At 36.2% G+C, this 20,190-nt stretch carries 19 protein-coding genes; 1 reads left to right on the top strand and 18 read right to left on the bottom strand.

Annotated elements, in window-relative coordinates; all coding sequences use genetic code 11:
* Positions 1–11 precede the first annotated feature (11 nt).
* From RK02_RS01445 to murQ, 3 genes are read right to left on the bottom strand one after another with little or no spacing between them, the layout of a single operon-like run.
* On the bottom strand, positions 12–1,070 hold the full coding sequence (locus tag RK02_RS01445) for a MupG family TIM beta-alpha barrel fold protein (RefSeq protein ID WP_016182456.1): 1,059 nt from the start codon (positions 1,068–1,070) through the stop codon (positions 12–14).
* 3 nt (positions 1,071–1,073) lie between these two features.
* Positions 1,074–2,498 carry a PTS transporter subunit EIIC gene (locus RK02_RS01440; RefSeq protein WP_016182455.1) on the bottom strand — a complete coding sequence of 475 codons (1,425 nt, stop codon included), beginning with the start codon at positions 2,496–2,498 and terminating at the stop codon, positions 1,074–1,076.
* A gap of 12 nt (positions 2,499–2,510) precedes the next feature.
* The gene (murQ, locus tag RK02_RS01435) at positions 2,511–3,416 is read right to left on the bottom strand and encodes an N-acetylmuramic acid 6-phosphate etherase (RefSeq protein WP_016182454.1); all 906 of its coding nucleotides are present in this window, start codon (positions 3,414–3,416) and stop codon (positions 2,511–2,513) included.
* Positions 3,417–3,535: 119 nt separating this feature from the next.
* On the opposite strand from murQ, the gene RK02_RS01430 reads away from it, so the two are divergent.
* A complete protein-coding gene (locus RK02_RS01430) occupies positions 3,536–4,375 on the top strand; it encodes a MurR/RpiR family transcriptional regulator (protein WP_016182453.1) in 840 nt (279 codons plus the stop codon).
* A gap of 159 nt (positions 4,376–4,534) precedes the next feature.
* Here RK02_RS01430 and RK02_RS01425 read toward each other — a convergent pair whose 3' ends face one another.
* From RK02_RS01425 to RK02_RS01355, 15 genes are all read right to left on the bottom strand, one after another.
* Positions 4,535–5,917, bottom strand: coding sequence for an NAD-dependent succinate-semialdehyde dehydrogenase (locus tag RK02_RS01425; protein WP_016182452.1), 1,383 nt, complete (start codon positions 5,915–5,917; stop codon positions 4,535–4,537).
* A gap of 167 nt (positions 5,918–6,084) precedes the next feature.
* Positions 6,085–6,387, bottom strand: coding sequence for a DUF6506 family protein (locus RK02_RS01420; RefSeq protein WP_016182451.1), 303 nt, complete (start codon positions 6,385–6,387; stop codon positions 6,085–6,087).
* Between the two features lie 19 nt (positions 6,388–6,406).
* Entirely contained in the window at positions 6,407–7,606 is a 1,200-nt protein-coding gene (locus tag RK02_RS01415; RefSeq protein ID WP_016182450.1) for a dihydrolipoamide acetyltransferase family protein, read from the bottom strand.
* A gap of 15 nt (positions 7,607–7,621) precedes the next feature.
* Positions 7,622–8,653: an alpha-ketoacid dehydrogenase subunit beta gene (locus RK02_RS01410; protein WP_016182449.1), complete on the bottom strand. Its 1,032-nt coding sequence runs from the start codon at positions 8,651–8,653 to the stop codon at positions 7,622–7,624.
* Between the two features lie 18 nt (positions 8,654–8,671).
* The gene (locus RK02_RS01405; RefSeq protein ID WP_016182448.1) at positions 8,672–9,640 is read right to left on the bottom strand and encodes a thiamine pyrophosphate-dependent dehydrogenase E1 component subunit alpha; all 969 of its coding nucleotides are present in this window, start codon (positions 9,638–9,640) and stop codon (positions 8,672–8,674) included.
* A gap of 18 nt (positions 9,641–9,658) precedes the next feature.
* Complete coding sequence (gene lpdA, locus RK02_RS01400; RefSeq protein ID WP_016182447.1) at positions 9,659–11,008, bottom strand: dihydrolipoyl dehydrogenase; 1,350 nt, start codon at positions 11,006–11,008, stop codon at positions 9,659–9,661.
* A 362-nt stretch (positions 11,009–11,370) separates the two neighbouring features.
* Positions 11,371–13,149, bottom strand: coding sequence for a sigma-54-dependent Fis family transcriptional regulator (locus tag RK02_RS01395; RefSeq protein ID WP_016182446.1), 1,779 nt, complete (start codon positions 13,147–13,149; stop codon positions 11,371–11,373).
* A 307-nt stretch (positions 13,150–13,456) separates the two neighbouring features.
* The gene (locus RK02_RS01390) at positions 13,457–13,672 is read right to left on the bottom strand and encodes a hypothetical protein (protein ID WP_016182445.1); all 216 of its coding nucleotides are present in this window, start codon (positions 13,670–13,672) and stop codon (positions 13,457–13,459) included.
* Positions 13,672–15,129: a Y-family DNA polymerase gene (locus RK02_RS01385; RefSeq protein ID WP_245555686.1), complete on the bottom strand. Its 1,458-nt coding sequence runs from the start codon at positions 15,127–15,129 to the stop codon at positions 13,672–13,674. The genes RK02_RS01390 and RK02_RS01385 overlap by 1 nt, the downstream gene beginning before the upstream one ends.
* 114 nt (positions 15,130–15,243) lie before the next feature.
* Positions 15,244–16,638 (bottom strand): S41 family peptidase, encoded by a 1,395-nt coding sequence (locus RK02_RS01380; RefSeq protein WP_016182443.1) that lies wholly within the window; start codon positions 16,636–16,638, stop codon positions 15,244–15,246.
* A 188-nt stretch (positions 16,639–16,826) separates the two neighbouring features.
* Positions 16,827–17,057 carry a YozE family protein gene (locus tag RK02_RS01375; RefSeq protein ID WP_016182442.1) on the bottom strand — a complete coding sequence of 77 codons (231 nt, stop codon included), beginning with the start codon at positions 17,055–17,057 and terminating at the stop codon, positions 16,827–16,829.
* Positions 17,044–17,562 (bottom strand): peptide-methionine (S)-S-oxide reductase MsrA, encoded by a 519-nt coding sequence (gene msrA / locus RK02_RS01370; protein ID WP_026231322.1) that lies wholly within the window; start codon positions 17,560–17,562, stop codon positions 17,044–17,046. The genes RK02_RS01375 and msrA overlap by 14 nt, the downstream gene beginning before the upstream one ends.
* Positions 17,563–17,620: 58 nt before the next feature.
* Positions 17,621–18,250 carry a YpmS family protein gene (locus RK02_RS01365; protein ID WP_016182440.1) on the bottom strand — a complete coding sequence of 210 codons (630 nt, stop codon included), beginning with the start codon at positions 18,248–18,250 and terminating at the stop codon, positions 17,621–17,623.
* The gene (locus RK02_RS01360) at positions 18,243–19,127 is read right to left on the bottom strand and encodes an SGNH/GDSL hydrolase family protein (protein ID WP_016182439.1); all 885 of its coding nucleotides are present in this window, start codon (positions 19,125–19,127) and stop codon (positions 18,243–18,245) included. Before RK02_RS01360 ends, RK02_RS01365 begins: the two co-directional genes overlap by 8 nt.
* A gap of 97 nt (positions 19,128–19,224) precedes the next feature.
* On the bottom strand, positions 19,225–20,067 hold the full coding sequence (locus RK02_RS01355) for a DegV family protein (RefSeq protein WP_016182438.1): 843 nt from the start codon (positions 20,065–20,067) through the stop codon (positions 19,225–19,227).
* Positions 20,068–20,190: the final 123 nt, after the last annotated feature.

Genomic DNA, 20,190 nt, shown 5'->3' with positions numbered 1-20,190 from the left:
TTCTAATTTTATTAGACTATTTTAAATTTGAATATCCTACCAGAAGTTATATATAATAACAATTCTAAATCTTCATCAATTACTTGTGCAATCTTGTTTACTCTTCTATCAGCAGCCAATGGAATTTTGGTAATTTGTAGCTCTCCCATATAACGTAAATAATTTTCATTATCTAAAGTAACGGACCCAACAACTCTAGCTTTTGGATAAACATCTGCACGGATAACTCCATTATTTCTCCTACGACTTTGCTGACATCTGATAACATTTTTACTGATATCATTTCTGGAGCAATGCGTACTTAAAAGTTCAGCTTGAAATTCAAAATTTACCTCTGTAACTCTAAGTAACACTGTTTTCTCACAAAAATAATAATCAAATTGATCTAACATTTCATTCGATAATCCTAAATCAGATAAAATAGCATAATCGCAATTATACTTTTCTAATAAATTGATTGCACTAACTAAAGGATGTGAATAACGATGAATTTCTAATGTTGGCAATCCAGAGAATATTGGCCCTCTAGCATAAGTAGCATCTGAATTTCCAAAAAATGCAATGGTTTTAATTTTTTTATTCCGTAATTGTTTATTTATTGTTTGAAAATATTTTTCATCTAATCCAGTATCTTCTCTAGGATAATAGTTATGGCATGCTAAAACTTTAGTAAAGTCTAAGTTTTGTTTCTCTAATTCTAATATTAATTCAGTTGTTAGTGTGCTAGCATTCAATACTATTTGATTTTTTTCAGCGATATTTATTATTTTCTCCAAAGAAAATCCATCGTCTAATCGTAAATAAACTTGACTAGTTAAATCAAAATATGCAATTTTCTCAATAATTGAATATTCATTCACTGTCACATTATTGACATCAAGAATAAGTTTCATTCCCATGTTCTTAATTATAGATAATAAAAAGTTAATTTTATCATCAACTTGTACTTTATTATATTCAGGTAAATTTATCGAAGAAAAAATAACAGAAAAACCATGAGATTTCATGTGATTAATTTTTTTAGAAATTGTATCATTTGTTTCATTCAGATAAATAGAAAAACCTAACATAGATCATATTCCTTCCTGCATTTCTTTTGTAGTACCGAACAAATAGGTTAAAATAAATCCGCCTATATATGCAGCAAGCAAACCTAAAATATATTTGAATTGATAACCTCCATTAATTAATGGAATCAAAGCTACACCACTAGGACCAATAGAGATTGCTCCTACATGTTGGAATAAACCAATTACCGCACCACCTATTCCACCACCTAAACATGCAGTAATAAATGGACGCCCTAAAGGTAAGGTTACCCCATAAATCAAAGGCTCTCCAATACCTAAAATTCCAACAGGTAATGCTCCTTTGATCATCTTGATAAGTTGTTTATTTTTACGACATTTTATCCACAATGCAATTGCTGTACCTACTTGACCCGCACCTGCCATTGCTAAAATAGGTAAAAGTAACGTCATTCCATCATTTTGAATCATTTCTAGATGGATAGGAGTTAGTATCTGGTGTAGACCAAGCATAACCATTGGTAAAAAGAATGTCCCTAAAATGAATCCAGAAAAAGCGCCTCCTACACCTAAAACCCAATTAATACTAGAAACCAAACTACTTGAAACCAATCCAGCAAAAGGCATCAATAGAAAAATAGTGATTAAAGAAGTAACTAGTAATGTTAAAGTTGGCGTAATAATAATATCTAAGGCTTCAGGTACCTTTTTGTGTAAATATTTTTCAATTAAAGACAAAATATAAACTGCCAAAATAACACCAATAATACCTCCTTGTCCAGCAGAAAGTGGATTACCCGTAAAAATGTTTTTTAATGGTGCTTCAGGATTCATACCAGCCAAGGTGGTAACCCCACCTATTACCCCACCAAGACTAGGAGAAGCGCCAAATTCCTTTGCACTATAAATACCTACATAAATAACGAGATAACCAAAAACACCACTTTGAATAAATCCACAAACCGTTGCTACATTTGCCCATACATCACCACTAAGATGACCAGAAGCAATTAAATTTTTTAATACAGAGGCAACCCCACCAATAATACCTGATCCTACAAAAGCAGGCAGTAAAGGAACAAAAATATTCGCTATTGATTTCAAAATTTTAGAATATCTATGTTGATTTTTCCCCTTGACTTGCTGTTTTATTTCTTTGGCTTTTTCGTTAACAAGTTGTTTATTTTCTTGGTGATTAGATGGAAACTCTTCACCTAACTCTACACCTGCCATTTGAACCATATTATTAGCAACTTTATTTACAGTACCAGGACCAACAACAACTTGTAGCATTTCATCTTCAACAACCCCCATGACTCCCTCAATTTTCTTTAGTTCATCCATATTAACACGAGTATAATCTTTAATAGCTATACGAACACGCGTCATACAGTGAATGATTTTATTAACATTATCTTTTCCACCGATAGCTTTGTAAATTTCTTCCGCTAATTTTTGATTTTTATCCATTTTTATTCACCTCTACTTCATATCCAATGCTTTTTTTACATGTCCATTTTCTTGTTTCAAACGTCGTTGTGCTTCTTCAATTGTTACATCCAACAATTGCATCAATATTGCCACCTTTAGATTATTATTCGCTCGTTCATAAATTTCTTTAGCTTGATTCCGACTGATATCTGTAGCTTCCATTAATATTTGTAAAGAACGCTCTCGTAGTTTTTCATTTGTTGGTTGCACATCGACCATCAAATTCTGATAAACTTTTCCCAATCCAATCATGCTAACCGTTGAAATCATATTTAATATTAGTTTTTGCGCCGTACCAGCCTTGAGACGAGTTGAACCAGTCAAAACTTCAGGGCCACAATCTACTTCTATTGTCATTTGGGCAATTTGCTTAATCGGTGAATTTAAATTACAAACAAGCCCCACTGTTTGTGCACCAATTTCACTGGCATATTGTAATCCACCAATCACATAAGGTGTCCGACCACTTGCAGCAATTCCCACAACAATATCATGTTCAGTTAAATGAATCGCTTTCAAATCATCTGCTCCTGATTTTGGCTGGTCTTCAATATTTTCATGAGCACGAAACATTGCATCATTGCCACCTGCAATCAAACCAATGATTTGATCATCAGATGTTCCAAAGGTCGGGCGACATTCTACTGCGTCAAGCACGCCTAAACGTCCACTTGTACCCGCTCCCATATAAATTAATCTACCACCAGTTGACAACACCTCTATTACTTTCTGCACAACCTCATCAATCATTGGTATCACCTTAGCAACAGCGACAGACACTTTACTATCTTCTTGATTCATAAGTATTAAAGCTTCTTTAGAGGTCAACTCATCTAGTTGTAAGCTTTTTTGATTTCGTTTTTCTGTACTAAGTGTAGATAAATTCAAGTTTTCCATATCAGTTCTCCTTTTAAGCGTTTTCTTATGATATAATTATTATATACCTAAAGAAATTTTATTTCAATATTATTTCTATAAATGTGAAATTTTGTTCCATTGATGAAAGGAGTCTTTTAATGAGTGTACAAGCTAGAATTCATTTACTGAATAATAAATTAACCGATGTAGAAAAGAGAATTGCTGAATATATCTTGACATATCCTGAAGAAATCATTAATGCAACTGCTAAAGAAATCGGTGAAAGAACACAATCTAGTGCCCCTAGTGTTGTACGTTTTGTCAAAAAAATTGGTTTTAGTTCAATCAATGAATTGAAGCTATCAATCTACGGTGAAAAAAACGAAATGCGTGAGCAAAAATATGATGATATTAATTTAGAGGATTCTTTTGAGATCACTAAACGTAAATTATGTAATAATGCAATGCTGACATTAGAAGAAACATGTGAATTATTAAAAGAAGAGCAAATTAATAATCTGATTCAATTATTAGAAGAAAAAGAAGTGCTATTTGTTTTTGGTATCGGGGCTAGTTCAATTATTGCAGAAGATATTTATCAAAAATGGGGTAGAATTGGAAAAATTGTCTTTTTTGAGAAAGACTTACATATCTTAGCAGCTATGCTTTCTAGTAATAAAGAAAATAGCGCAATTTGGCTGATTTCTAATTCAGGATTGACTAAAGAAGTTGTCAAAGCAGCTCAAATTGCTAAAAAAGCGGCCGTTCCAATCATCGCTCAAACCATGCTAGGAAAAAATCCGTTAATTAAATTAGCCTCTCACTGCATCCAAACTTCTATTCCAAAAGAGGCTTTTTTACGTAGTGCAGCTACTAACTCACTCTTTGCACAGCTACTTGTAGTCGATACAATCTTTTACAATTTTCTTCAAAAGAACGAGCAATATTTCGAAAAAATATACAATAGTCGTAAGTTGATTGAGGAGATTAATAACTAATAAATAAGTAATTTTATTTTAAAAGAATCGATAGAAAAAGAGAGGGATACCTTAAAATTTCAATTGGTAAAACCTCTCTTTTTACTATGAACATATCTAATTAAACTTCTATATTAATATAAATCATATTAAAGATGACGATACTTCGTTTATTTTTGATCAAAGTACTGCTTCTGGCACAAAGACCAAGTGTTCGTTGACAAAGGTGTCAAAGCCTAGTTCACTTAGCTCGCGACCATAGCCAGAATTTTTGATGCCGCCAAATGGTAATTCTGGATGCGAAGCCCAGCCAGAATTGATGAAGGTCATGCCGGTTTCAATCTTTTCTGCGACTGCTTTGGCATGAGTTAAATCTTTAGAAAACACGGTGCCACCTAAACCATAACTCGAATCATTCGCCAGTTCAATGGCTTCTTCTTCTGAGTCAACTTGATAAATCGAAGCCACTGGACCAAAGATTTCTTGGTTATAAATCGGATTATCCTTGGTAATATTCGTCAAAACGGTTGGCATAACAAAATTACCAGGATGATCAATCGCTTCATTACCGTAAACAATTGTTGCGCCATGCTCTTTTGCTAACTGAATTTGTTCTAGGACTTGTTTTTTCGCAGCTGCCGAAGATAACGGTGCTAAAGTTGTGATAGGATCCATTGGGTCACCCCATTTAGCTGATTTAAATTTTTCGACAACAAGCTCGACAAAGCGTTGATAATTTTCTTTTCCTACCACAATAAAGCGTTTTGATGAGGTACAAACCTGACCGGCATTATATAAACGAGCAAAAAGAATGGTTTCTGCCAATAAATCAAAATCCGCATCTTCTAAAATAATAAAGGCATCATTTCCGCCTAATTCCATCGATGTTTTCTTAAGATTGGCACCAGCCACTTGGGCAATGCTTGCGCCACCACGTTCTGAGCCAGTTAAACAAACACCTACAACTCTAGGGTCAGCAATTGCTTTACCTACTAAATCATAAGATAAAAATAAGTTTTTAAAGGCACCTGTTTCAACATTGGCTTCAGTGACCAACTCTTCAAAAGCTTGTGCTGATTTAGGACAAATCGAGGCATGTTTTAAAATAATTGGATTCCCTACCATAAAATTAGGTGCAAACACACGCATAATTTGATAAAAAGGAAAATTCCATGGTTCGACGGCAATTAATACACCTGTTGCTTGTTTGACATAATAAGCTTGGCCATGTACCTCTTCTAGTTTTCTGGGTTTTAAGAAGGTTTCAGCTTTTTCAGCATAGTAATCGGCAATGTCTGCACATAAAGCGATTTCCCCTTTGGCCTCCGTAAATAATTTGCCCATATCCTTCGTTAATACTTCGGCGTAGTAGTCAATATCACGGCGTAATAGCTGGGCGATTTGTTGTAATTGCTCTTTACGTTGAGCCAGCAAATCATTTTTACGCCATTTTTTATATAAAAGATGGCCATTAGTCAAAGCTGTTTCTAAATCTAACTCGGTTGCATCTTCAAAGGTTGCTAATACCTCATTGGTGTATGGATAAATCGTTTGATAAGTCATAAAATTTCCTCCTTTGACTTGCATTACATTAAACGTAACACCTATTATTATACCACTTTAGAAAACGCTTTAAAATATGTGTGTTTTAATTTTTAAAAAACGTTCCCTTCCAAATTAATGGAATGGAACGTTTTTCAATTATGACCATTTAGCAGTCAAAGCGTGTATTAAAACAGCTCATCGCCACTTTGGTTATTTAATCCAGGATGTATATCAAAGCGAACAACGCCGACCGCAGTTGTTTTTTGTAGGGCTTGTTTGATTTTGGCGACTCCTTCTATTCCAAAGCCACCACATAATTCAATGGCTTGAATACCTGACTGTTCTAGCTCAACTGCAGCACTAACAGCATCAGCATAATTTTTCACCCCTACAGTCGTTAATTCAACTTGTGGTGTATCAATGGTTGTTTGGTGTACATGAAAATCTGCTTCTGGTGCTAAAAAGATAAAAGCTGCTTTTAATTTCATCTTATTCACCTTCTCTCGCTTATAATACTAGTGCATATGGATGTTCTAGATAATGAATTACTTTTGCTAGGAAATCAGCAGCCGGTGCACCATCAATGACTTGGTGATCAAAGGTCAAGCTGAGTGGTAATTTTTGTTTTTCAACAACTTGTCCTTCAACTAAGGCTAACTCACTCATTAAAGTACCCACCCCTAAGATTCCTACTTCTGGCGTATTTAAAATCGGCGTAAAGTATTCTACTCCGGTTTTACCGATATTTGTAATAGTAAAGGTTGAACCAGTATAATGTTGGCCAGCCAAGGTGCCACTTTGCGCTTTAGTAATACGATCAGCTAAAGTACGACCCAACATCGTTAAACTCATATTATCAGCATTTTCAACGACTGGTACAACTAAGCCATCAGGTAAAGCAACCGCCATGCCTAAATGGACAGCCTCTTTTTCTTCATAGACACCGTTATGATACCAAGCATTCATTGCAGGAGTTTCTTTTAAAGCTAAGATTACTGCTCTAGCAAGCAAGGTGGTAATGCTGGTTTGTCCATCGACTAACGGCATATCGGCTTTTGCCTTTAATTCTGCTCTAAAGGCCATTAGCTTGCTGACATCTGCTTTTTGATGTAAGGTAACCTGTGCACTTTGATGTAAGCTTGTCATCATCCGTTCAGCAATCGTCTTACGCATACCAGTCAAGCCCGCACCATAAGCAGGTACCGTAGCAGCAACCGCTACGCTTTGAGCAACTGGTTGATAATTTTCAACATCGCGTTTAGTAATTCGACCGTTACCACCCGTACCAGTAATTAGGCGATAATCAATGCCTTTACTTTCAGCAATTTTTTTAGCTAATGGGGTAATAAAAATGCGGTCGGTTGGCTCTCTTTTTATTGGTTCAGCATTTTTCGCTACTGGTGGTGCTACTTGTTCTTTTTCTTCAACTTTTACTTCTTCAGCTGGCTTAGCTGCCTCTGTTTTAGTTGCGCCTTCGCCAATAATGGCAATCGCTTGTTGGCAAGGAACCTCTTCACCAATTTTTACAAGAAGTTGCGAAAGTACGCCAGCTTCCGGAGCTTCTACATCATGAGTTAATTTTTCTGAACTAATCGTACAGATAACCTCTCCTTTTTCAACGTAGTCTCCTTCATTTTTGAACCATTGATCAACCGTCCCTTCAGTCATGGTTAATCCTAATTTAGGCATCAAAACTTCTGTAGCCATTCATCACGCACCTCCTTATTTTTTCAAATCATCAATAATTTCTGCAGCAACGTTTAAAATCTTCTCTGCATTTGGAATGTATAATTGTTCTAAATTAGTTGCAAATGGTACTGGTGTATTTGGTGCACAAACACATTTAACCGGTCCATCTAAATAATCAAAGGCCTTGTCACTTACAACTGATGCAATATCAGTTGCCGTATTGTTATGTGGGTTTGCTTCATCAACCACAATCAATCGACCAGTCTTCTTCACAGAATTGATAATCGTTTCTTGATCCCATGGCGCTACAGTCACTAAGTCAATTACTTCTACTGAGACACCTTCTTTAGCTAATTTATCTGCGACTTCTAAAGCAACGTACAGCATCTTACCGATTGTAACAATCGTTAAATCTGTTCCTTCACGTTTAACCTTTGCTTTACCGATTTCAACCGTATAGTATTCTTCTGGCACTTCATCCTTGAGACCATAAAGTGTTTTATCTTCAAAGTATACAACTAGATTATCATCGGCGATTGCCGCATTTAATAGACCTTTTGCATCATAAGGATTAGATGGTACAACTACCTTCAAACCTGGTATTGAACCAAACATACCATAATAAGATCCAGAGTGCTGAGCAGCAGCACTCGCACCGGCACCGTGGCAAGTACGCACAGTCATTGGAATTTTTGCTTTTCCACCGAACATATAACGCATTTTTGAACCTTGAGCTAAGATGGTGTCAAAACAAAAGCCCATAAAGTCGTTAAACATCAATTCTGGTACTGGACGTAAGCCTGTTGCAGCAGCCCCAACAGCAGCGCCCATATAGCCCATTTCAGAAATTGGTGTATCGATAACTCTTTCACGGCCAAATTTTTGCATTAAGCCTTTGGTTACTCCGAAAACGCCTCCCCAAGCATCTTCATTTTGTTCGGCCAAATGCTCAATTGTTGCTCCTCCGGCGATATCTTCACCGAGTAAAATCACACGATCATCTTTTTCCATTGATTGTTCTAAAGCCTCGTTAATGGCACTCATAAATGTAATTCTTCTTGTCATGGTAAGATCTCCTTTCAATTAATTGACATAAACGTCTTCATACAACGCTTCTGGTCGAGGAATTGGACTGTTTTGAGCAAAGGTAATCGCATGTTGGATGTCATCAGTGGATTGTTTTTCAATTGCTTGAATTTCTTCATCAGACAAAATCTTTTCTTTACGAAGATAATCAGCAAATTCTACGATACAATCACGATCGGCAAAATCCTTTTCCTTACCTGATGGTGCTTTATATTTTTGTTCGTCACCTTCAAAGTGTCCATAATTACGATAAGTCACACATTCTAAAAGAGTTGGTCCTTCACCTTTTCTTGCCCGGTCAATTGCACGACCAGCTGCTTCATAGACTGCCACTAAGTCCTTACCATCCACACGTTCGCCAGGAATACCGTAAGCAGCTGCTCTTTCAGCAATCGTTTTTGAACCTGATGAATAAGTTTGTGGTGTTGATTCAGCAAATTGGTTATTTTCATTTACAAAAATAACTGGTAGTTTCCAAATAGAAGCCAGATTAATGCCTTCGTGGAAAGTTCCTTCGTTGGCTGCGCCATCACCAAAGAAGCAAATTGCTACATCATCCGTTTTTAGATATTTATTACGTAATCCAGCTCCTACAGCAATTGGGAAACCTCCCCCAACCATACCATTTGCCCCAAGCATTCCTTTATCGATGTCAGCAATATGCATGGAACCGCCTTTACCTTTACATAGACCAGTTTCTTTACCGTAGATTTCTGCCATCATCCCGTCTAAATCACAGCCCTTAGCAATACAGTGACCATGGCCGCGGTGTGTACTAGTGATGTAATCGCTATCAGTTAAGTGCGCGCATACCCCAGTAGCAATGGCTTCTTCACCCGCATACAAATGTACGAATCCAGGAATCTCACCAGAAGTAAAAATACGATGCACTTCATCTTCAAAATGGCGGATATCATACATTGTTTTCAAAATCCATTGTGCTTTTTCCTTACTTATTTTTTTCATGAAAATTCCTCCTCTATTTTATCCATGAATGGCTTGTCCCAATAAGCCATTTGCCCCTTCACCAATTACTTCAGATAAGGTTGGATGAGCAAATGTCATATTTGCTAATTCATCAATAGTTCCCTCAGCTTGTTTGGTTGCTAGTAAGGTATGAATCATTTCCGTAGCACCAGAACCAACAATCACCGCCCCTAATAATTGATGATATTGTTGATCAATGATTAATTTAACAAAGCCTTGTGTATGCTCGGTGGCAATCGCCTTACCATTGCCAGCAAAAGGCACTTTCTTTACTTTAATCTCTTGATATTGTTCTTTGGCTTCTTGTTCGCTTAAACCAAAGCTAGCAACCTCTGGAGTGGTATAAATACATCTTGGTACATCTTCTTTTAATACCGGATAAGTTGGTTGCTTACAAATAGCCGCCACTGCTTTTAGCGCTTCTGCACTAGCTGCATGCGCCAATTGATACCCCCCGATCAAATCCCCAACTGCATAAATATTTTCCCGACTTGTTTGATAATATGGATTGACTTTAACAAAGCGTCCATTAGCATCTAAATCAATAGCTAACTGTTGGACTAATTCTAGGTTAGGTTTGCGCCCGGCTGCCACTAATAAATGACTAAAGGTTATTTCTTGATCATTTAAGCGAATTTTTTGTTTAGTGACCTGTTCAATCTTAGCCTTGGTAATCACCTTAATTCCCATAGCTAACAATTGTTGCTTGATTAATTGTCTAGCTTCTGGATCTTCTGTTAGTAAAATATCCGGTGCCACTTCAATCAAGCTCACCTTTGTTCCCAACGGCTGCATCGCAAAAGCCAATTCAACCGCAATCACGCCACCACCAATAATTGCCAATTCGGTTGGTAGGGTTTCTAAATCAAAAAAGGTATCTGTTGTTAGATAATCTACCGTCTCAATTCCCTTAATTGGTGGCACAAATGGATGACTACCAGTTGCCAGCAGTAGCTTATCATAGGCGATTTCCTTGCCATCTACTAACAACTTTTGGTCGATAACACTTGCTTGACCTTCAATGTAATCAATCGCATGCTGTTTAAATAAATGCTGAATCCCTCCTTGTAGCTTTTTAATCACTTGATTTTTATGTTTGACTAAACGTGCATAATCAAAACTAGGTGTTGAAAAAGTAAAACCATATTTTTCAGCTTCCTTAAAGGTCAAAGCCCAGTGTGCATGCTCTAGATAATTTTTAGATGGAATACAGCCTACGTTTAAGCAAGTACCGCCAACTGCCTTTTTTTCAATCACGGCTACACGTAACCCGTTTTGAGCGGCTCTAATCGCACCAACATAGCCACCCGGCCCTGCACCAATCACCACTAAATCATATCTTTGCATCTAGCTCCCCCCTTTTTCAACAATGTCATGATCAAACACCCCTTTCTTTTGCTTTCACCTGTATAGAAGCAAAAAACGTGCCAACTTTTTACATATTCATTTTTTCACAATATCTATCTACAAAATCCTCTAGCTTTGATTTGTAAGCGTTTTCTAAAATATTTTTTTCACATATGTATTCCCCTTTTTTAAGAAAGAATTTTTGTTGCAATTTGATTGAGACATTTTGTCTCATTGGCTTGAGACGATGAGACAAAAGCCTGGCAACTATTAAAAAAGCACCTAGAATAGTCAATTCTCAATAGTGAAGCTAAGGCTAACTATTAAGGCTTTTCTCCTATTCTAAGTGCTGATAAAAGCGTTTATTTTTGATTAATCTGGTATTCTTTCATTTTTCGATAAAGTGTTGCGCGTGAGATACCTAGTTCTTTAGCTGCATTCGTTACATGATAATGTGTTGAGGCTAAGGCATTTAGAATCGCTTGTTTTTGCTTATCCTCTTTGGGATTAGCTTCTTTTTCAGCCAGTTCATTTAGACTACCTAGCTGAATAATTTCATGAATTTCCTCTTTCGTCGGCTCTCTATCGGGATAAAAAATATAGAGTCTTTCCAAAAAATTATTAAATTCACGGATATTTCCTGGCCAACGAAAAGTTTTGGCTACTTCATAGATGCTGTCCTTCCAAGGAATATACCAATTTTTACGCTGACAAAATAGATCAATTAATGGCTGTAAATCTTCTAATCGGCAGCGTAATGGTGGGATTTCTACCTTACCGACATAGATTCGATAAAATAAGTCTTCTCTAAATTGCTTATTTATCACGCGTTTTCGCAAGTCCTGATTGCTTGCAGTAATCAAGCGAAAAGTCACACTTTGCTGTTTGCCATTAATAGGCATCACTTTCTTTTCTTCTAACACCCGCAATAAAGCTGTCTGCATTTTATAAGACATACTATCAATTTCATCTAAAAAAAGACTGCCATGATTGGCTTGTAAAATTTTTCCTTCATAGCCCTCTTTATTTGCCCCCGTAAAAGAGCCTGGTGCATAACCAAAAAGCTCACTCTCTAATAGATTTTCACTCAACGCCCCACAGTTAACCACAATTAATGGGCCATCCTTAAAAGGGCTATTTAGATGAACGGTCTTAGCAATAATCTCTTTACCACTACCTGATTCACCGTAAATATGAACCGGAACAGTGCTATTGGATAATTGTTCAACCTTTCTTAAAAAGGCTTGATAACCGGCATTTTTACTTTGGATACCAACCACTTGAAAGTGTGGCTGCTGCTTACGTTTTAATGTTGGATAAATTTTGAAGCGATAACCAATTAATTCGTCTAATAGATAAATCTCTTGTTTTTCATAAATCTCTTCTTTGGCTAGCTGTAAACGAATATCTTGATTTAATTGATACTCTTCTTGAAGCTGCTCTGGCAAATAAACAATTTGAAAATGTAAATCACAAAGAATCTCTTCAGATAAGCTACGACTAGCATATTTTAAGAGCTCGACCTTTTTTTGTAATTCATCATGAATGTAATCGTTACTAATTCTTTGGGTTAATGTATTCAATAAAAAGATAGATTCTTGAACGGAATCATTATTATAAGTTGAGATATCTAAAACACCAATTAATTTTTGTTCGCAATCAAAAATAGGCGAGGCAGCACAGCCCCAGTTTCTAGAAGCTACTGCATAGTGATCACTGAGTGCCATGGTTGCATCTTTTTTAGAGGTCAATACCATGCCAATCGCATTCGTCCCTACATCTAGCTCTGACCAACGACTACCTATGTTAAAATAAATATCATTGGCATAATCTTTGGCTTGATGATGGCCGTCACGCCACAGAATCGTTCCTTCATTATCCGTTAAAATAAACAATGGATATTGAATGTTAAAAAGATATTTAATTTTTTTGACTTCTTCTTTGACTAGCTGAATCAAAATCTTATTTTCACGTTGTTTTTCCTTTAGTTCAGTCAAGGTCATCATTTTTCGTGGTTTACGCAAAAATGGATCAACCTGATGACTATGACAATTTTTCCACGAATCCGCGATATTCGTAGGTAATCTAGTCAACACAGCCTCATCCCCATTGATAAATCTTTTCCACGTATCCTCTCTCATCATCAGCCACCACCTTAAAACGCTTACATTTGTGAAATTTAAAAAGAGAAGCTTAAATGATATAAGTTAATTAGCAACAATAATGTTATTCATTTAATCAATTACTAGTTAAACTATGTAGCTATTTTTCTAGCTATAAACCACGAATATTTCGATTTTATCCAAATAATCGTGGTAGCTCACATCTCAATTATAACACAACTTTAGCTATTTTTATGCATTATTTAAGAATTTTTCTAAATACAATTGTTACTAAATAAGAAGACTTCCTTGCTTTGCTTCATTTTATTTTTACACAAAGTACCTACTAAATAGGCTGATGATTGCTTAACTCATCTTGGCTTTCAGTCACCGATTGGATGCTTTTTTCAAAACCATTTAGAGCAGCAAAAGGTAAAAACTGCGCAGCCCTTTGTTCAATACTCATCGGAAAAACTGGCATTTTTTGGCGATATTGAGCAAAAAGTACTTCAATGTCTAAGTCCTTAGTCAAAGCGTTACTTGCTTCTATTTTCCTTTTCATTAAGCTAAGTGCCCTCCAATCTGTTGATTTCTTATCCTAATTGTTGAATAGTCTAATAAACTTGAAGCCTTTAAAACGGCATTTTTTCCATATTTTTTTTGAATGGCTTCAATGGTTAAATATAGCTCCCTTTCTTTTTGGTAGCGCTGATGCTTTTTAGCTATTTGTAATTGGTGTTCCTCAATCTCATCAAATAAAGATAACTGTTGCATTAATTGAAAGCTATAGGGAACCACCGGATAAACGGTTAGATAAATTTTTTTCACTGTCTTATTGATATCCACAATTTGCCAATAGAGTTTTTCTATTTCAATCATCATTTCCTGATAATCAGCAGTTAATTGCTTAAAGCGCACTTGTCCACGAACACCTTCTCGTTTCGACTTTTGCGTATCCTTTTGATAGACCATAGACAAATGCAAATGGGTAGTTGCCTGTTGTTGGGTAATTAAGCGAAAATATAATTGCTCTGTCATTTCACGAACAATCAACCAAGCCTTGTCAGCAGGATAGCTATGCGGTAAAACCTGCCCCATACTCATACTTTTGCTTTTATGATGATAATTTTTAATCGCTGTTAAGGAACAGCTCTCTTTACCAAAGGCATGATCAATCAGCAATTCTGCTTGAATGCCAAATTCTTTGAACAATGTGTAGATATTTATCGGTTGTTCTAATGGCTGCAGTGCCGTCATCGCCAAATCTTCCATTGTAAAGATACTATATTTAGCCAGACGTTGGCTAATTCCTCTGCCAATTCGCCAAAAATCAGTCAGAGGCTGATGCTGCCAAAGTAGCTCTTGATAACGTTTTTCATCCAAATAAGCTAAACGCGTGCCATGTTCGTTGGCATTTTGTTTCTTAGCCAAAATATCCATAGCGACCTTGGCTAAATATAGATTTGTTCCTATACCAATCGTAGCGATAATCCCTGTTTGTTCAAAGATTTCCTGAGCGATTTGTTCAGCAATCGTTATAGGTGACTGATTATAAAGCTTCAAATAAGGGCTGAGATCAATGAAAACCTCATCGATTGAGTAAACGTGGACATCTGCTGCAGCGACAAACTGTAAATAAATTTGATAAATTTTCACACTATAATCAATATATAATTGCATTCTAGGTGGCACAATGAGCATATCCGCTGCTAAAAAGGAATACTGCTGCAATTTTCTAAGACTCGTCGTCGGCTTAACCAAGCGTTGATTCGGAGCTAGTTTTCTCCGATGATGATTGATTTGTTTTAATTTTTCTTTAGCTTCAAACAATCTTAATCTTCCCGGGAAGCCTAACACCTTTAACGCTGGCGAGACGGCTAAACAAATGGTTTTGTCGCTACGACTTTGATCGGCTACTACAACCAATTGCTCTAACGGATCTAAATTACGCTCCACACACTCTACAGAAGCATAAAAAGACTTCAAATCAATTGCCAAATAAACTGCCAAAATTCCCACCCACTTTATACGAATATACGTTCGCATAAATTTTATCATCTTTATGAACTGATTGCAAAAAAAAGATGAAAAATAAAGCATTGCCATCCTTTATTTTTCATCTTTTCATTTGATTTATGTTTTAATTAGTTGATCTAAGGCTAATTCATAGGCTAAATCTTCCTTTAGATATTTACCAAAAATTAACTCATTCATTTTTTCAATGGTGGCTTGATTCATTTCTCCAGTCACCTCTAATTGATTTTTTGTTTGAAGATCTATTAGCGCTTGCTTAAAATCTTGATCAAATTGTTCTAAGGTTACATGATAACCGAGAAATTGCATTAGCGGAATTAATAATTTTTTTTGCTTATCTGAATAATGATTGGCATCATTTAAACTATTATTTAGGACATTTAGTTGTTCAGCTGTTGGCAGATTCACTTTTATCGTTGGGGTTAGCCCTTTTTGGTGCAGCCAATTTCCTTTTGGGGTCAACCATTTTTGGGTGCTCAGCTTAATTTCCGTATGCTTCGTTAAATGATTAATGGATTGAACCGTGCCTTTACCAAATGTCTGCTGCCCAACAACTAGCTTATTCCCACTCTCATTTAGGGCCGCCGCTACTATTTCGGCTGATGAAGCGGTCTGTCCGTCAACCAATACAATGGTTGGTTCTGTAATCTTAAAACCATCATCTAAGCTTTTATTTGCTTTAACGGTTTCAACAACCTGCCCTTTTTCTTCAAGTCTAACAATTAATTGTCCATTTTTTAAAAACATACTTGCCATTTTCTCGCCTTCAAGTAGAAAACCACCATTGTTTTGACGTAAATCTAGGATAAACTGCTTAACCTCTTTTTTACGCAAAGCAGTAATTTCTTTTTGCAAATCCTCCGCGGTTCCAGATGAGAAGGTCTTAATTTGAATTTTAGCCACTGATGGATGTTTTTCATCAATTACACTTGAAACAGTTGAAACATGGATGGGCGCTCTAACAATAGAAACCTCAAATTCCTCTGTCTGCCGCTTAATCTTTAAGGTCACTTTACTGTCTATTTTGCCACGAACCTTTTCGACAACTTCTTTTAAAGTCAAGTGGCTGATGGGCTGCTGATTAATCTCTATGACTTCATCGCCAGCTTTTAAGCCGGCCTTATAAGCGGGTGTTGTCTTTTGTGGATCATCAACTAGCAAAAAACGCCCTTCTTTTTTAGTAATCGTCGCACCAATCCCACCAATTTCACCACTTAGTTTTTGCGTAAAAGCCGCTGATTGATTGCGATCTAAAAAAGTTGTATAAGGATCATCTAAAGCAGCCAACATTCCTTTAATCGCCCCATCGCTTAACTTTTTTTGATCCACTTGCTCATAATAATTTTTTTGAATATCACGATAGACTTCACTAATCTTAGCTAGTTCACGATCTTGATTTTGACGCATAAACCAAAAGATTCCACCACCAGTTAAGCTAGCAGCAATGATTGCGCTGGCTATACATAATAAAACGACTTTTTTTAAATCCTTCATATAAAACTCCAATTATCCTTAAATTCTCGTCTCATTATACCACGATTTAGCGATTGCAGATAAGTAAAGTGACTGGCTGATAAAAAGTGTTCACTGCTTAGCTATGCAAAAAATTTGCCTCGCTATTTAAAAAAAATCGTTGATAAATCCTTCTAAGGTTTTATCAACGATTATAACTGTCAGACATATTAGTAATTACTATCATTGAGATAGGCTTCCCAAAAATCATCGAAATAGCTCAAATTACTTAAATAATCGGTATTTAATTCTAAATAGCTCGAAATTTCATCATAATCCTTGCTATGCTTGGGAAATTGAGAATCCGCGCTGACCGCGGTGGCAAATAATTGTAATCGATCAGTATGACTGGGTCCCTTTTTGGCCATCAGATACTGATAAAAACTCTTAGTTTTGCTCATTCCAATGCTCCTTTAAAAAGGCTGCACGTCTAGCATGATTTCTAGCAAAGTTAGCGGGATTTTTCTTATAGTATTCCTGATGGTATAATTCAGCCACATAAAACTCTTGGGCTGGTTCGATTTTCGTTACGATTGGCTGATCAAATCGACCACTGTTAGCTAAGCGTTGTTTACTTTCTTCAGCAATTTGTTTTTGCTCTTCATTAAAGTAAAAAATCACTGGACGGTAATTATCTCCACGATCTTCAAACTGACCAAATGCATCAGTTGGATCGGTTTGTTGCCAATATATTTCTACCAAATCTGCAAAAGTAATCAACGCTGGATCATAAATAATTTCTACCGCTTCAGTATGACCAGTTGTTTTACTGCAGACCTGTTCATAGGTTGGATTAGGTACATGACCACCCGTATAGCCTGATAATACAGAATGAATGCCTGGTAGCTCATCAAATGGTTGCACCATGCACCAAAAACAGCCCCCCGCAAAAATCGCTCGTTCCAAACTCATCACCTCTAATTTTTCATTTGCCATTTATTCTACACTAGATTGATCAATTATGCTAGTTAGTTTTACTCATATAGACTTCTAACTGTAGCTGATCATTGACTAAATCAATTGTTTTAGCTCTTAGCTTCAATTGACCAGTCAGCTTTAGCTTATCTAAATGCAGCAAGATATATTGATCCTCTGGTTGAATCGTAATCCATGAAGGCAGGTGATAACTTCTTTTAATCATCTTCATCACTTCTTTAATCGGAACACCTAGAGAACCTATCGATAAGCTTTTGGCTCTTAATTGAATATTTCCATCTTCCATCACATAAGGATCAAAATACAAATAAAAGGTCAACGGAAAGCCTAGTACTTCAAACTTGCCAGTCAATAGTGCTTGTTTTTCTAACACAAAAGAATAATTAATCGGCGTCTTTTTATTTAAGTCCTTTAAATAGTCATCGATTAACGTATTCACTTCTTTTTTAGTCGTATTAATCGTAAAAACAGCTGCTGTTGATTGTTTTTTAGAAGCAGTCAATGCTGATAGGGTTTCTTGGCTTTCTCTAGGCTCGTTCATCCGAACAAATACAACCATAGCCAATGCTATTAAAAGCGCAACTAACGTTAAAAAAGCCCACTTCCAATAATTCGGCTGCTTTTTTTGCTTACGAAATTCTATTTTGTTATTATTCATTCTTTTTCCACTCTTTCGGTTGCCATATTTTTTCCGTTTGCTTGATTTCATTTATCACAGCTTGGGCCATTAGCCGATAGCCAATATTATTGGGGTGAAAACGATCTACCTCTGATAGCAAATGATTGGAGATAGTCGGACTCTCACCATTAGCAGCCAAATCATCCGCTTTACTATCTACAATCCCTACTTGGTTATCTAACCCCTTATACAATAAGTCATTAATAGGAATAAAATAAACCGCTTGATAGTCAGCAGCAATCTGTTTGGTACCTTGATTCCATTCATCAACGATTTCTTGCATTTGGGTAAATTCTGGAAAATTTAAATAAAACGGATTGTAAATGCCCAATAGATAAATCGGCGCATGTGCATTATATTTCCTAATTTCCTCAATTAAATTAGCTACTTGTCGTTGATATTTTTTTAAAGGCTTTTTAAAAGTCTTTTTCTTTAAGTGAAACAGATTATCCTTGATAACCTTTAACAAATCATTTCCCCCACAAGTTAGCGTAATCACATTGGCTTGTTTTAAACTTTTTTGCATTGTTGTACTTTTTTTCAAGCGTGCAAGAATTTGATCACTCCGATCACCGGCTTTACCAAAATTTTCATAATCAATACTGCTTAATTGATAAGCTTGTTGTAATTGGTCTGAAACTAAAGGTACAAAGCCGCCACGCTTCGTTTCATCACCTACCCCTTGAGTAAGCGAGTCTCCTAAGGCAACATAGGTCAAACGTTTAACTTTTTGAGTGGGGGGATTGGTCGAAGTTTTTAACAAACTAGGCTGTTTGGGAATGATTTGTAAAAAAAGGCAAAAGGCACAAAGAAAAATGACTAAAGTATAGAATAAACCTTTTAAAGATGATTTCATCTGTTCTTCATTCCTTTCTTACGTTATCTCAAATAAGCCGGATAAAGTAGACTTAGCTACTATTTATCCGACTTACCTTCAAGCTTGGCTATGCTGATTATTCATAGTAATAAGTGATAGCAAAAGCGCCATCACCCGTGTGTGTCGCAATAATTGGCGTTGTATGTAGAAAAGGAATATGCATTTTAGGAAATCTAGCTTGCAATTCTTCTTTAAAATGTAGAATTTGTTCATGGCTACCCGCATAAGAAACCCCAATTTGTTGAATATTAGGAATTTTAGCAATTTCATCTAAAAAGCCGTCAAACCATTTACTAAAAGCCTTAGCTCCTCGACCTTTAATCACTGGGTGTAATTCGCCATGCTCAAAATTCATGACTACACGAACATTTAAAAAGCTTGAAATCAAGCCTTTAGCACGACTAACTCGTCCTCCTTTAACTAAATTATCTAACATAGATACACCAATATATAATTTAGTTTTGCTACGAATATCTTCAACTACTGGCAATACTTCCTCTATGCTTTTACCTTCTTGCGCTAATTGAGCAGCACGGATTACTTGAAAAGAAAGTCCTTGGTCAGTTGTATCTGAATCAATCACCACAACATTGGCTTTAGATAATTGGGCGGCTTGTCGCGCTGCCTCCACCGTTCCACTTAATCCCTTAGTCATATGAATAGATAAAATATCTGACCCATCTGCACCAAGTTGATCGTATAATTCAATAAATTGGCCAATTGGTGGTTGACTAGTCTTAGGTAGCTCACTGGCAGCGGCCATTTTATCCATAAATATTTCACCAGGTAACTGGTCATCGTCGGCATAAATTACCCCATCAATCATTACTGATAAAGGCATAACGTGAATTTGTAAATCATCACGTGTTTGTTTCTCCATTGTACATGAAGAATCCGTAACAATTTTTAATTTTCTCATGAATCCATCCACTCTCTCTTTAATACTGCTATTATTTTACCAAATTTTGAGTTAAAATAAAGACTATAGTAGATAGTATAACAGACGCTAGCCAAATTTTCATCTATTTCACTTAGTTATAGG

This window comes from Enterococcus columbae DSM 7374 = ATCC 51263 (assembly GCF_000406925.1).
GTDB lineage: Bacteria > Bacillota > Bacilli > Lactobacillales > Enterococcaceae > Enterococcus_E > Enterococcus_E columbae.
The sequence above is the reverse complement of the archived record's forward strand: the minus strand, read 5'-3'. Positions and strand labels throughout refer to the sequence as shown.